At 61.0% G+C, this 13367-nt stretch carries 17 protein-coding genes; 11 read left to right on the top strand and 6 right to left on the bottom strand.

The genetic code is table 11. From position 1 onward, the window contains the following. The first annotated feature begins 82 nt into the window (after positions 1–82). Both N2A41_RS05840 and N2A41_RS05835 read left to right on the top strand, forming a co-directional pair. Positions 83–1027, top strand: a complete 945-nt coding sequence (locus tag N2A41_RS05840; RefSeq protein ID WP_260110493.1) for an AraC family transcriptional regulator — start codon at positions 83–85, stop codon at positions 1025–1027. Between the two features lie 156 nt (positions 1028–1183). Then, a complete protein-coding gene (locus tag N2A41_RS05835; protein WP_026154076.1) occupies positions 1184–2089 on the top strand; it encodes a S1C family serine protease in 906 nt (301 codons plus the stop codon). 67 nt (positions 2090–2156) lie between these two features. Here the strand turns inward: N2A41_RS05835 and N2A41_RS05830 are convergent, their stop codons facing one another. Continuing rightward, on the bottom strand, positions 2157–3158 hold the full coding sequence (locus N2A41_RS05830) for a LacI family DNA-binding transcriptional regulator (protein WP_260110492.1): 1002 nt from the start codon (positions 3156–3158) through the stop codon (positions 2157–2159). Positions 3159–3364: 206 nt separating this feature from the next. On the opposite strand from N2A41_RS05830, the gene N2A41_RS05825 reads away from it, so the two are divergent. From N2A41_RS05825 to N2A41_RS05815, 3 genes are read left to right on the top strand one after another with little or no spacing between them, the layout of a single operon-like run. Further along, positions 3365–4279 (top strand): sugar phosphate isomerase/epimerase family protein, encoded by a 915-nt coding sequence (locus N2A41_RS05825; RefSeq protein ID WP_222351198.1) that lies wholly within the window; start codon positions 3365–3367, stop codon positions 4277–4279. Positions 4280–4322: 43 nt separating this feature from the next. Then, a complete protein-coding gene (locus N2A41_RS05820) occupies positions 4323–5246 on the top strand; it encodes a sugar phosphate isomerase/epimerase (RefSeq protein ID WP_260057860.1) in 924 nt (307 codons plus the stop codon). Positions 5247–5256: 10 nt separating this feature from the next. After that, positions 5257–6420, top strand: a complete 1164-nt coding sequence (locus tag N2A41_RS05815) for a Gfo/Idh/MocA family protein (RefSeq protein ID WP_170280416.1) — start codon at positions 5257–5259, stop codon at positions 6418–6420. A gap of 80 nt (positions 6421–6500) precedes the next feature. Here the strand turns inward: N2A41_RS05815 and N2A41_RS05810 are convergent, their stop codons facing one another. From N2A41_RS05810 to N2A41_RS05795, 4 genes are all read right to left on the bottom strand, one after another. Beyond that, positions 6501–6671, bottom strand: coding sequence for a hypothetical protein (locus N2A41_RS05810; protein WP_222386221.1), 171 nt, complete (start codon positions 6669–6671; stop codon positions 6501–6503). Positions 6672–6736: 65 nt separating this feature from the next. After that, on the bottom strand, positions 6737–7123 hold the full coding sequence (locus N2A41_RS05805; protein ID WP_222386220.1) for a hypothetical protein: 387 nt from the start codon (positions 7121–7123) through the stop codon (positions 6737–6739). A gap of 66 nt (positions 7124–7189) precedes the next feature. Further along, positions 7190–8815: a chaperonin GroEL gene (groL, locus tag N2A41_RS05800; RefSeq protein WP_222386219.1), complete on the bottom strand. Its 1626-nt coding sequence runs from the start codon at positions 8813–8815 to the stop codon at positions 7190–7192. A 49-nt stretch (positions 8816–8864) separates the two neighbouring features. Continuing rightward, on the bottom strand, positions 8865–9104 hold the full coding sequence (locus tag N2A41_RS05795) for a co-chaperone GroES (RefSeq protein ID WP_017963568.1): 240 nt from the start codon (positions 9102–9104) through the stop codon (positions 8865–8867). Positions 9105–9615: 511 nt separating this feature from the next. On the opposite strand from N2A41_RS05795, the gene N2A41_RS05790 reads away from it, so the two are divergent. The 6 genes from N2A41_RS05790 to N2A41_RS05765 all read left to right on the top strand — a co-directional run bounded on the left by N2A41_RS05790 (position 9616) and on the right by N2A41_RS05765 (position 12388). Next, a complete protein-coding gene (locus tag N2A41_RS05790) occupies positions 9616–9879 on the top strand; it encodes a hypothetical protein (protein WP_170278297.1) in 264 nt (87 codons plus the stop codon). After that, positions 9876–10211 (top strand): hypothetical protein, encoded by a 336-nt coding sequence (locus N2A41_RS05785; RefSeq protein WP_170278298.1) that lies wholly within the window; start codon positions 9876–9878, stop codon positions 10209–10211. Before N2A41_RS05790 ends, N2A41_RS05785 begins: the two co-directional genes overlap by 4 nt. Beyond that, entirely contained in the window at positions 10208–10537 is a 330-nt protein-coding gene (locus N2A41_RS05780; protein ID WP_222386218.1) for a hypothetical protein, read from the top strand. Before N2A41_RS05785 ends, N2A41_RS05780 begins: the two co-directional genes overlap by 4 nt. After that, positions 10528–10776, top strand: coding sequence for a DUF1488 domain-containing protein (locus N2A41_RS05775; RefSeq protein ID WP_222386217.1), 249 nt, complete (start codon positions 10528–10530; stop codon positions 10774–10776). The genes N2A41_RS05780 and N2A41_RS05775 overlap by 10 nt, the downstream gene beginning before the upstream one ends. A gap of 54 nt (positions 10777–10830) precedes the next feature. Beyond that, entirely contained in the window at positions 10831–11673 is an 843-nt protein-coding gene (locus N2A41_RS05770) for a transglutaminase-like domain-containing protein (protein ID WP_260110491.1), read from the top strand. A 334-nt stretch (positions 11674–12007) separates the two neighbouring features. After that, positions 12008–12388, top strand: a complete 381-nt coding sequence (locus N2A41_RS05765) for a VOC family protein (RefSeq protein ID WP_222386215.1) — start codon at positions 12008–12010, stop codon at positions 12386–12388. A 4-nt stretch (positions 12389–12392) separates the two neighbouring features. On the opposite strand, the gene N2A41_RS05760 is transcribed toward N2A41_RS05765, so the two are convergent. Further along, a complete protein-coding gene (locus tag N2A41_RS05760) occupies positions 12393–13355 on the bottom strand; it encodes a LysR family transcriptional regulator (RefSeq protein ID WP_260110490.1) in 963 nt (320 codons plus the stop codon). Positions 13356–13367: the final 12 nt, after the last annotated feature.

Below are 13367 nucleotides of genomic sequence, written 5' to 3'. Positions count from 1 at the left end.
ACGGTCGCGAGAATAAGGCGTGGTCTCCAGACGATCCATGCGCTAAAGTCCAACATCTCTTCGCCATCGTCCGGAATTTTACATGGACCCGTTATCCGATGTTCTCGCATTGCTCAAACCGCGCAGTTATGTTTCCGCGGGGCTTGACGCTGGCGGCGCTTGGGCGATCGATTTTCCGCCTCCGGATGGCATCAAGTTCAACGCAGTGATTTCAGGCGCCTGCTGGCTGAGCGTCGATGGCGTTGCCGAAGCTGTCCGCCTGGAGGAAAGCGACTGCTTTCTGCTGACGAGCCGCCGAGCTTTTCGTCTCGCCAGCGATCCGGCGCTCGAAGCGATCCCGTCCGATGCGATCTATTCGATCGCCCGCGACGGCATTGCGACGTGCAACGGCGGCGGCGATTTCTTCCTGATCGGCAGCCGTTTTTCCTTTTCGGAAGGAAATTCGGACATCCTTCTCGGAATCCTGCCACCGATCGTCCATGTGAAGAGGGATTCCGATCACGCCGCCGTGCTGCGCTGGTGCCTCGATCGGATGACGCGCGAATTGCGCGACCAGCAGCCGGGCGGCTTTCTGATGGCGGAGCATTTTGCTCATGTCATGCTCATACAGGTGTTGCGTCTCCATATCGCATCGCCGAATGCGCGCGGCGTCGGCTGGCTTTTCGCGCTTACCGACCGGCGGATCGGTGCGGCTATCGGTGCCCTGCATGCCGATCCAGCCCGCAAGTGGACGTTGCAGTCGCTGGCTGAACAGGCCTCGATGTCCCGGTCCAGTTTTGCTCTCCACTTCAAGGAAAAGGTCGGGCTTGCGCCGATGGATTATCTGACGCGCTGGCGCATGCTTCTCGCAGGTGACCGATTGACAAACTCAGCCGAAGCAATTGCCGGTGTCGCCCTGTCTCTCGGTTATGAATCCGAAAGCGCATTCAGCACCGCTTTCAAGAGAGTGATGGGATGCTCGCCGCGGCAATATGGTCGCGCTCAGCCGCCTGCCGGTGCCATGCGCAATAGTCTCGGCGTTCAGTGAAACCTTGATTGGTGCAGGCATCGGAGGGAGGTCGCGCGTTGGCCTGCTGAAATTCCCTCCGATACGGTCTTGCACCCGCCGTCCATTCTCTTACCTATTCAAGGAGGAATGCGCCGGCTTTCGGCCTTTCGCGCCGGCGCCTATCGGGATGAAAGCATGAATATCGATCCGATTTTGCGGTCAGTCGTGGCCGTCCGTTCCTCCATTCCGGAAGATGCCTTCACGGCGGAGACGCTGGGCACCGTCCGGGAAGGCAGCGGCGTGGTCATTCGCGACAACGGGCTGGTGCTGACCATCGGTTATCTCATCACCGAGGCCGAAGAGGTCTGGCTGACGACCCATGACGGGCGCGTGGTTCCCGCGCATGCGCTCGCCTATGATCAGGAAAGCGGTTTCGGTCTGGTGCAGGCGCTTGGCTCTCTGAATGCGCCTGCGGTGGATCTCGGCGACGCGGCGACGGCCAAGGCCGGCGATCCCGTCGTTCTGGCCGATGGCATCGGAGAATTCGTCGAGGCAAATATCGTCGCCCGGCAGGAATTCGCCGGCTATTGGGAATATCTGCTCGACGAGGCGATTTTCACGGCACCGGCCCATCCCTCATGGGGCGGTGCGGCGCTGATCGGCTCGGACGGCAAGCTTCTCGGCATCGGTTCGCTTCGCCTGCAGATGAGCCAGGGCGACGAGGTCGCCGATATCAATATGGTCGTGCCGATCGACCTTTTGCCGCCGATCCTCGACGATCTCTTGAACCGGGGTCAGGTCAACAGACCGCCGCGGCCCTGGCTCGGCGCCTTCTCCGCCGAGAGCAATGGCGGCGTGGTGGTCATGAGCGTGGCCGAAGGCGGCCCGGCCGCCGAGGCGGGCCTGCGTCAAGGCGATATCATTTCGGAGATCCGCGACGAAGAGGTCGATGGCCTGGCCGATTTCTACCGCAAGCTCTGGAGCAGCGGCCCGGCCGGGGCGGAAATCCCCATGCGGATACTGAGGAACGGCCGGGAAGCCTGGCTGCGCATCAAGTCCGCCGACCGCAACAGCTTTCTCAAGAAGCCGCAGCTGCAGTAAGGTCGCGCCGGCGTCGTGACAGACACGGGCGCTCGTTCGAGCGGATGTCCGTGCATCCTATCCCGCCTCAGAGATTTTCCGATGTGATCGTCAGGAAGCGCACCGGCTCGGCGCTGACCTCCACCTCGATGAGACCAAGCCTGTTCAGCGCAAGGTCTATCGAGCGTCTCGCCTGCACCTCCGGCGCCTGGTCGAGCACGATCGACATGATGCCGCGGCTGAGATAGTCCTGCGTCTCTCGCGTCAATTCGTGGCCGACCCAGAACGGCCGCCCAGCCCTGTTGGCCGCGAGCACGCTCGCAACACCCTTGTTGTCGCCGCCTGCACTATAGACGCCGATGATGCCCGGTTCGCGCCGAAGTGCCGCTTGCAGCAGCTCCATGGCATTGTGCTCGTCATCAAGGTCGAACATGACCTCGATGAAACGATGCTCGTTTGAACCCTTCTCCGAGAGATAGCTGGAGAAGCCGCGGATCCGCTCCTTATGGTTCTCATAGGCGCCGCTGTGGCAGAGAGCGACGAACGAACCGGGGCGCTGCGCCAGCATGCCCGACATATAGTGAGCCGCGGTGCGTCCGGCAGCATAATTGTCGATGCCGACATAGGGCAGTTCGGGGGCCGGACGGGTCATGATCTGGACGACGGGAATGCCGAGACCGGCCGCCTTGCGCACACTGGTGACGACATCGGCATGGTCGGGGGCAACCACGATTAACGCCGACCGGCGTGCCGTCGGGTTGGCGATGTAGCGGGCGAATTGCGCCGGCTCGTTCTCGCGGACGAAGGTGCGGTGAACGACGATGCTGTCGTCGAGCGAGGCGGCGATGCGCTCGAATGCCCGGTTCAGACGCGAATAGAAGCTGGTCTCAGGGCGAACGAGGATCACCTCTATCCGGATCAGGCCGCGATGGGCGACCGGCAGGCTCTGCCGGTATTCAAGCCGTCTTGCCGCCAAGAAGACCTTCTCCACCGTTTCAGGCCGCACGCCGCCGCGGCCGTTGAGGACGCGCTCGACGGTCGCGGTGCCGACGCCGGCTTGCGTCGCAACATCTTTCAAAGTCACCTTCATCAGGCTCACTCACTCCCAAAGCTGACACAGCAGAGCATCGGCCTGCGGTGAGGTCAATGATCAAATTTGATCAAGGAAGCATTGGAGCATGGGGGCGCCGCAGCCGTATCGTGCCAGCAATCCGGGAGGAGCACCGGACGTCCGAAACAAACGAGATCAAGGATTATCCGCTGGCCCGATGCGGCCGGGGATGACGGAGGAGCCAGATGAAGATCGCACTCGACCCGCATATGCACCGTCACCTCAACCTGCGCGACCTCTGCCGCAAGGCGGCGGAGCTCGGCTACGCGCATATCGAGCTGTCACCGCGTGACGACTTTCTGCCTTGGTGGGTGCGCCCGCGAGCACACAAGGAACGCATCGCGGAATTCAAGTCGGCCCTGAAGGATCACGGCGTCCAGCTCGCCTCGATCCTGCCGATGTACCGCTGGGCGAGCCCGCATGAGGACGAGCGGCAGGCGGCACTGCGCTACTGGAAGGAAGCAATCGCGATCGCGGCCGAGATGGGCTGCGATACGATGAATTCGGAATTTGGCCGCGGGCCGTCGCCGGATCGCAGCCACCGCGCCAGCTGCTGCGGCGGCATACATACCCACGAGCACAGCGAGGCCGCCTGGTGGCGCTCGATCGAAGAGCTCGTCCCGGTGTTCGAACGCGAGGGCGTCACCCTCAATATGGAACCGCATCCGGAAGACTGGTGCGAGACGCTGCATCCGGCGATCGACATGCTGAAGACCATCGGCTCGAACAACGTCAAATTCCTCTACTGCGCGCCGCATACCTTCTATTTCGGTGACGACATGGCGCGGATGATCCGCGATGCCGGCCCGCTGATCGCCCATGTGCATGTGGCCGATACCTATAATCACAAGGCGTCGTCCGGGCTGCGCTATATCATCAATCCGCCGGGCGCCAAGGTCACCATCCATCAGCACATGGATATGTACCAGGGCGAGATCGATTGGGATGTCTTTTTCTCGTCGCTCGCCGCTGTCGGGTTCGACGGCATCATCACCGCCTGCGTCTTCGGCTGGGAGGAGCGCGCCGACGATTCCGGCCGCTTCATGCGCTCTGAAATCCAGAAATATGTCGACAAATACTGGCCCGGGAAACTTGGCTGATCGTCAACATCCGCCCCGGCACCCCACTATCAGGAACAAAACCGTGACCATCACGATTACGACCGCCCCCTGCTGCTGGGGCGTTGATGACGTCAACAATCCAAACCTTCCCGCCTGGGAACGCGTCTTCGACGAGGCGGTAGCGGCCGGCTATGGCGGCCTCGAACTCGGGCCTTATGGTTACGTGCCGCTCGATGATGCGCTCGTCGCCAAGGCGCTCTCCGAGCGCAATCTCTTCATCGTCGCCGGCACGATCTTCGACGATCTCGTCTCTTCTCAAAATCGGGAGGCATTGCTGCGACAGACGGACGAAATCTGCGCCGTCATCACGAGGCTGCCGCAGCCGGAACAGGTGGCGGGCCAGCGGTTCAGGACGCCCTATCTCACGGTCATGGACTGGGGGCACGACGAGCGGGACTATGCCGCCGGCCATTCCGATCGTGCGCCGCGTCTCGACGACAAGGCCTGGGCCGGGATGGTCGCCAATATTACGGCGATCGCCGAACTCGCCGAGCGCAAATATGGCGTGCGCGCCGTCATCCACCCGCATGCGGGCGGCTATATCGAATTCGCCGATGAGATCGAGCGGGTGGCCGCTGACATTCCGCAGGAGATCGCCGGCTTCTGCCTCGACACCGGCCATAGCTATTATGCCGGCATGGATCCCGTGGACATGCTTCGCCGATATGCCGGCAGGCTCGACTACGTCCACTTCAAGGACATCGACCAGACCGTCTTCGACCGTGTGCTCGGCGAGAAGATCCGCTTCTTCGATGCCTGCGGACAGGGTGTGATGTGTCCGATCGGCCGCGGCGTCATCGATTATCCTGCCGTCAAACGAGTGCTCGAGGAGATCGGCTATCACGGCTTCATCACCGTCGAGCAGGAGCGCGATCCGCTCAATGTCGCCGGCAGCCTCGAAGATGTGAAGCAAAGCCGCGACTATCTCAGGTCAGTTGGGTTCTAAGGACAACATTATGGCGAACAACAGGAGAAAGCCGATCCGCTGGGGTATGGTCGGCGGCGGCAGAGGCAGCCAGATTGGCTATATTCATCGCTCGGCAGCGCATCGCGACGACGTCTTTGCCCTTGCGGCGGGCGCCTTCGATATCGATCCGGAACGCGGCCGCGCCTTTGGCATCGATCTCGGGCTCGACGAAGCCAGAAGCTACCGGGACTATGCGACGATGTTTGCGGCCGAGGCCGGGCGGGCCGACGGCATCGAGGCCGTGTCGATCGCAACACCCAACAATACCCATTTCACGATCTGCAAAGCAGCACTCGACCATGATCTGCATGTGATCTGCGAAAAGCCACTCTGCTTTACGATCGCCGAAGCTGAGGAACTGAAGGCGCTATCGGAGGCGCGCAGCCGTATCGTCGGCGTGACCTATGGCTATGCCGGCCACCAAATGATCGAGCAGGCGCGCGCGATGATCAGGAATGGCGATCTTGGTGAGATCCGCATCGTCAACCTGCAATTCGCCCATGGCTTCCATAGTGCTGCGGTGGAGGAGCAGAATCCCGCGACGCGCTGGCGCGTCGATCCGAAATTCGCAGGTCCCAGTTATGTCCTCGGCGATGTCGGGACCCACCCGCTTTATATCGCCAAGGTCATCCTGCCGCATCTGAAGATCAGGCGGCTGCTCTGCACCCGCCAGAGCTTCGTCAAAAGCCGCGCGCCGCTCGAAGACAATGCGGTGACCCTGATGGAATATGACAATGGCGCGATCGCCACCATCTGGTCGAGCGCCGTCAATGCCGGCTCCATGCATGGCCAGAAGATCCGCATCGTCGGCTCGAAGGCCAGCATCGAATGGTGGGACGAGCGGCCGAACCAGCTCTCCTACGAAATCCAGGACGAACCGGCCCGCATCCTCGAGCGCGGCATGGACTATCTCTATCCCGAGGCCAGGATCGACGACCGGATCGGCGGCGGTCACCCGGAAGGTCTCTTCGAAGCCTGGGCGAACCTCTATCGCCGCTTCGGCTTTGCCATCAACAATGAGCGCGGCCTCGCCCCTGCGGGCATCGAAGACCTCGTCTTTCCCGATGTCGATGCCGGACTGGAAGGGGTGCGCTGGGTGGAAAACTGCGTGCGCTCCGCCGATGCTGGCGGGATCTGGCTGGATTACAGCTAGGTCATCTCCTCAGATCGCACCGTATGCCGGCTTTACACGGCTGCGCTTGAGATCTGTCCAAGAACGCCTTCATATCCCTCTCAGATAAGCTGATCGTCATCTCCCGTTGCCCGGGGCGCGCGGCGACGCGTGCTGTCGTTGGCGGCTTTCTTATGCTCGTCGGCAGCTGCCTCGCGGATTTTCTGCAAGCGGTTGTCGCCCGCGTCTACTGCGGCTGGTTGCGAGTCGGTCTTTTTCACGAAACGGATCATGGATCATTTCCTGCTTTGACAGTGGCAGCGCTCCGCACCATATCGGAGCGCTCTGGAAAATGGTGTCAAACGGCAAGCGCAGTGGCGCAGCCTTGAACACTTCGGCTGTCGGGTGAGGTCTGCCCAGGCATGGTCGCCCAACCGCCGGCCTCGACAAACTGACGCTGCTTGTAGCCTTCGGTAATCGCCTTGAACTCGACGAGTTTAGCGGCCGCATCCGGTGCCGCCTTGAACCGCTCGACGCAAATGGCCGACGCCAGTTCTCCGCGTGCGGTATCGCCGGCGGCGGCTACCGCTTTGCTTGATGTGCCGCCTGTTACCCAACCTCCCCAGCTGAATCCGATGATCATCGTGGCGATCGCCGTGACGACGCAGGCCCAGGAGAGAAGCGTCTTGGATGGCTGGTAACTGTCGAAACGCTGGGTAATCTTGCTGCTGCTCTGCACGGACATTGGAATTCTCCGTGTCTGTTGTTCAGGTTGTGCCATCCGGCGACGCCGGACCGGTTCAGTTCATCCTCAGTACCCCATGCCGCCATTTCCGGCAGCAGACGCAGTGTCTCTTGCGGGAATGTTGGCGATCATTACCTCGACGGTGATCAGCAGCGCCGCGATCGAACCAGCGTCCTGCAGAGCGGTGCGCACGACCTTGGCAGGATCGACGATGCCGGCCTCGATCATATCGACATAGGTCTCCGTCTGTGCATCGAAGCCCTGATTGTGATCATTGCTGCCGGCGAGTTTTCCGACGACGATCGAGCCCTCGAACCCGGCATTGTCGACGATCTGCCGGATCGGGGCTTCGAGCGCCCTGAGCACGATCGAGATGCCCGCCGTCACGTCGGCGTTCTCCCCGGTCAGTCCCGTGAGCGCCGACTTCGCGCGCAACAGTGCCACGCCGCCGCCGGGCACGATGCCCTCTTCGACCGCCGCACGGGTGGCGTTCAGCGCGTCGTCGATGCGGTCCTTCTTTTCCTTGACCTCCGTCTCGGTCGCGCCGCCGACGCGGATGACCGCGACGCCGCCTGCGAGTTTCGCCAGGCGTTCCTGCAGCTTTTCCTTGTCGTAGTCGGAGGTGGTGTCTTCGATCTGCGCCTTGATCTGCTGGATGCGCGCCTGGATGGCCGCTTTCTCGCCGGAGCCGTCGATGATCGTGGTGGTCTCCTTGTCGATCAGCACACGCTTGGCGTGGCCGAGCATATCGAGCGTGACGTTCTCGAGCTTGATGCCGAGATCCTCGGAAATCATCTGGCCGGCGGTTAGCACGGCAATGTCTTCCAGCATGGCCTTGCGGCGATCACCAAAGCCCGGCGCCTTGACGGCTGCGACCTTCAGGCCGCCACGCAGCTTATTGACGACAAGCGTCGCCAGCGCCTCGCCTTCGACGTCTTCCGAGATGAGGAGCAGCGGTTTGCCGGTCTGTACGACGGCTTCCAGGATCGGCAGCATCGCCTGCAGGCTGCCGAGTTTCTTCTCGTGAACGAGGATATAGGGCTCCTCCAGTTCCACGCGCATCTTCTCGGCATTGGTGACGAAATAGGGCGAGAGATAGCCGCGATCGAACTGCATGCCCTCGACGACATCGAGTTCGGTTTCGGCGGTTCGCGCCTCTTCGACTGTTATGACGCCCTCATTGCCGACCTTGTCCATCGCCCTGGCGATCATCTCGCCGATGGTGGCGTCGCCATTGGCGGCAATGGTGCCGACCTGCGCGATCTCGCCTGACGATTTGACCTTCATCGCCCTCGCCTGGATTTCCTTGACGACGGCGGTAACGCCGAGATCGATGCCGCGCCTGAGATCCATAGGGTTCATGCCGGCAGCGACAAGCTTTGCGCCTTCGCGGAAGATGGAGGCGGCGAGCACCGTTGCCGTCGTCGTGCCGTCGCCGGCAAGATCATTGGTCTTCGAAGCCACCTCGCGCACCATTTGCGCGCCCATGTTCTCGAACTTGTCTTCGAGTTCGATCTCCTTGGCGACGCTAACGCCGTCCTTGGTAATGCGCGGTGCGCCATAGGCCTTGTCAATGACGACGTTGCGACCCTTCGGGCCAAGCGTCACCTTGACGGCGTTGTTGAGCAATTCGACGCCGCGCAGCAGGCGGTCGCGCGCGTCGGTGGAGAATCTGATTTCCTTGGCAGACATGATATTTCTTCCCAGTTCGGTCTTGAGATGCGGGTCGGAAATTCGACCCTCAGGCGGCTTTGTCGGCAGCCGTTTCGGTCTTTTCGACGATGCCCATGATGTCGCCGACCTCGACATCGCGCGGGACCAGAGTGCCGCCTTTGTCGCGCAAGCCCGGGCCGACTGCGACCACTTCACCTTGCTGCGGCTTCTCCCTGGCGGTGTCTGGAATGATGATCCCACCCTTGGATTTGACATCGCCTTCCGCACGTCGAATGACGACGCGGTCGTGAAGTGAGCGGAATTTCATAGAGGTCTTTCTGCTGCCGGCGCGTATGGCGGCTGCAGTACATAAATAGCATCCGTGGCACTCGATTGTTAGGAGTGCCAAGAAATATTGTTCACCCAGGGAATTTCTTGAAAAATTCAGGAAATCAATTTGAGCGGATATTTTGTATTAATCTGGAAATGAATAGAATTTTTTTCGCCGCAGCGCTCAACTTTATTTAGCATGTCGTCGCGTTAATTTGGCGTTTTTTATAGATAAATCCGAATTATCTTGATTTAAACTCAATCAAGGCGTAATGATGGGCCTCGTCGATTTGGCCGACTTGGCTTCGCGGTGTCAGAGACCTACGACCCGCCATCACCACTGAATTCTCGATAGCGAATGTATGACGTCGTTCCGGCGTTCATTTCGCCTGTTCCGATCCGGAATGAGCTTGGCGCTGACCGCGGATGTACCGGCAGCCTCGAGTTCGTCCGGCTCGGATCTCAACGATACAGGAACGCATCAGTGTATTCCTGCGGAGGCCTCAGCCGTGACAAGTCGCACCACAGAAACCGTCGTCCGTTTTTCATCTCCATTCCGCCTGCCCGGTTTCGACGGGGCGCAGCCAGCCGGAGAATACCGCGTCGACTATGACGAGGAATCGATCGACAGCGTTTCCAGGCTTGCCTGGCGACGGGTCGGCGCCTTCATCCACCTGCCGGCGATCGCCGCGCAGAGTTCGACGCAGCAGATGATGCCTGTCCACCTTTCAGATCTCCAAACCGCGCTCGAAAAGGACCACAAACCATCATGACCGCTACGCGCATCCCGCAACGCAATGGACGCTCGATCCGACGCGAGGCGGCAACACATATCTTCAAGGTGGGGCAAACCGTCCGGGTGAAGGACGGGTTCCTGGTCGTTCCCTCCAAGCTCCCCGAGACATATCGCATTACCGCCACACTGCCTCTGAGAGGAAATGTGCTGCAATACCGCATCCGCAGTGACGATGAACGTCATGAGCGGGTCGCGACGGAAGACAGTCTGGAACTGGTAAACCTTTCGCCCGCCGGCAGCGGCGCAACACTGATCGAGAGGACGTTTGGCCTTGGCCACGGCCCGAATGACGAAAGGTTGACATCGTGAACAGCCATGAAGACGAAGCCGAACGAAGACGGAATGCCTTTGCCGTCGGCACATGGGAAAACAAATGTGGCGCGTCCGGCCGCTACTCCATGGAGATCGAACACGACCGCCGGATCGAATCCGCCCGTTCGTGGACCGTCTATCGTGTATCCGCAGGCGTTCCAGTGCACGCCGACCATGCCCTGACCGGCAAGAGCCGTTCGGACGCCGGAAAAGACGTGATGTCCTTCAATCTTCTCAACATAGGATACCGGAAGGAATGGCTCAGGCTGTCGGACGCCGCTCGGAGTGCTCGTGAGACCCCGCCGGCTCAACCGTGGCGCTAGCCTTCCTGAACCAAAGCCGTAGCTTCGATGCGGCGCGAAATGCTGTGCGCTTCGTCGGCCATGACGGCATGTTCCAGGTGTTGTTCTTCATCGAGGTTGGCGCTCTGGCGAAATCCGACACCGCATTGCAAAGAACCGAGCCTTCGGAAACGAATTGGCTTTCGTTATTCGACGTCCTGCGCAACTCCATTCAGGACGTGGCACGCAAAGCCTACTCCTACCGCCGCCGCGCCTTCTAAACTCTAACTGCGGCGGATTTCCGCTAGGCGGATCCGGACGCGAGAGAACGCTCTATGTTGATCCGTTACGGCTATGAAATGACACTGACCTGCCCGCAGCCGACCGCATTGGTATGCCTGTTGTCGGTTCATGATGATCGTGCGGCCGACATCAGAATTCCGGAAACGGTCTTCACCACGCCGGATGTTCGCACTTCGACTTACCGTGATCTCTTCGGCAACCGCTGTCTCCGGCTGGTTGCCCCAGCGGGCGACCTGACCATATGGGGCGATGCGACGATCGAAGACGACGGCAAACCGGACAGGTCGCTGCCAGGCGCCAGGGAACTCCCGGTTTCGGAATTGCCGGATGATTGCCTCGTCTACCTGATGGGCAGCCGCTATTGCGAGACGGATCGTCTCAGTCAAATTGCGTGGGATATGTTCGGCACAGTCTCACCGGGTTGGGGCCGCGTTCAGGCGATCTGCGACTTCGTCCACCGCCACGTCCAATTCGACTACATGCAGGCGCGATCGACGCGGACAGCCTTCGAGGCGTTTCACGAACGTGTCGGCGTCTGTCGCGACTTTGCGCATCTCGCAGTGGCGTTGTGCCGTTGCCTCAACATTCCTGCCCGATATATCAATGGCCATCTCGGCGACATCGGTATTCCGGTCGTCGATCCGATGGACTTCAGCGCCTGGATCGAGGTCTTCCTGGACGGTGCATGGCACACATTTGATCCACGCAACAACACGCGGCGGATCGGTCGTATCATCGTCGCACGCGGGCGCGACGCCGCCGACATACCGCTCATCAATTCCTTCGGGCCGCACATGCTGAAGGCGTTTCGCGTCTGGACCTATGAGGTGACGAACCTGCAGCCGATGCAAAGCGTCGCCGGGGGCGCTGTTTAGAACGAGACCTGGGCGGATGCGCGGCAATGTCCAGCCTCAGGCATTGCCGCAGGCAGCTGCAGTCGGAGGACTGCGTTTTTCGCCAAGGCGCTGGACAGGATCGCCGGCCATGAATGATCCACACCCACGATACAGGCCCCTTCGTTGATTTAAAGCGCATCGCAATCTTTCAGATTCACTCCTCGCGCTTTAAGTCTTTGTTTTACGCATGTCGTTGTCGCAAATCCGCTGTAGACTTTTGCATGACATGCTTTGGTTGAAAGTTGTTGGCGTCGAGCCATCTTGGGTGTGAGCAGTCCCTCGGGGATTAGCGGAAGATAGGAGTTCGCAGTTGATGTTCGATCATATCTCCATCGGCGTAAAAGACCTCGAAAGAGCTCGCCGTTTCTACGATGCGGCGCTGGCGCCGCTCGGATATGAGCGCCTGTCCAATTCCGACACCATGATTGGCTACGGCCCTGAAAGGGTCGGGCTCTGGGTGATGCAGGTCGAACAGCCCGTGGTTGCCGACATGCGATCCGGGCTGCATTTCTGCTTCGTCGCGCCTAATGAGGCCGCGGTCGATGCCTTTCACTCGGCGGCCGTCGCATCCGGCGGCACGGATAATGGTGAACCGGGTGTGCGGCCGGATTACGGGCAATTCTATTATGCCGCCTTCATCATCGACCCGGACGGCTACCGCCTCGAAGCGTATTTTCACAAAGGCGAACTTTAAGGGGTCAGGCGGCAACTCTCGAGATCGATACGCGGCAGCCGGAGGCTTCGAGCGCCTGGCTGGCGACCTCGAGGAACAGGCGACGGAACCAGCGCGCCCGGCCGTCGGCCTGGTCGATACGGCGATAGAGCATCGTCACCGGATCGGCGGGGAGAGGAAGCGGCGGCTGACAGATCGTCAACCCATGCAATTGCGCCATGCAGCGGCCGATCGATTCCGGCACGGTGGCGATGGCGGGCATGGCCCGCAGCGCAGTCGGCAGGGCGGAAAAGCGCGGCACTGTCGCCACCACCTGTCTGACGTGCCCGGTGCGGCTCAGCGCGATGTCGATGCTGGTCGCGGCATTGCCTTCGAACGAGACCGTGACATGGGCGACATTGGCAAAGTCCTTGAGGCTCAGCGGCGCCTTTAGCCGGAGTTGAGCTTCGTCGTAAATACAGATTGAGGCCTGGTCGAACAAGGGCGCGCGAATGTGCCAAGAGGCCGGTTCGTCGTGCACGGAGACGCTGAAGTCGAAGACGCCCTCGTCCAACCGGCGCGCGGCATCGCGTTTCTCGGAGGCGACGCCGATCAGCCGGGCGCCGGGTGAAAGCTGGAGAAGACGGGCGGCAAGCGGGCCGAAGAAGGCCGATTCGAGATTGTCGCACATGCCGATGCGGAACTCGCCCTGCCAGCTTGCCGGATCGAATTCGGCCTGCGGGCGGATGGCGCGCTCGATGCCCGACAGTGCATCCTCGATCGCCGGGGCGATGGAAAGGGCGCGCGGCGTCGGCTGCAGGCCGCGGCCGACACGTACGAACAATTCGTCGTCCAGGGCCTCGCGCAGGCGCCGCAAAGCGGCCGACAGGCCGGGTTGGCCAAGCAGCAGCCGTTCGGCGGCACGACTGACGTTGCGCTCCTGCATCAGCACTGAAAAGGCCAGCAGGAGATTGAGGTCGATCTTGCGAAGAGTGGCATCATTCATCATCGTCAGCAATAC

The organism is Rhizobium sp. SRDI969, assembly GCF_025152725.1.
GTDB lineage: Bacteria > Pseudomonadota > Alphaproteobacteria > Rhizobiales > Rhizobiaceae > Rhizobium > Rhizobium leguminosarum_I.
Note: the sequence above shows the minus strand (reverse complement) of the source record. Positions and strands in the feature narration are given on the sequence as shown.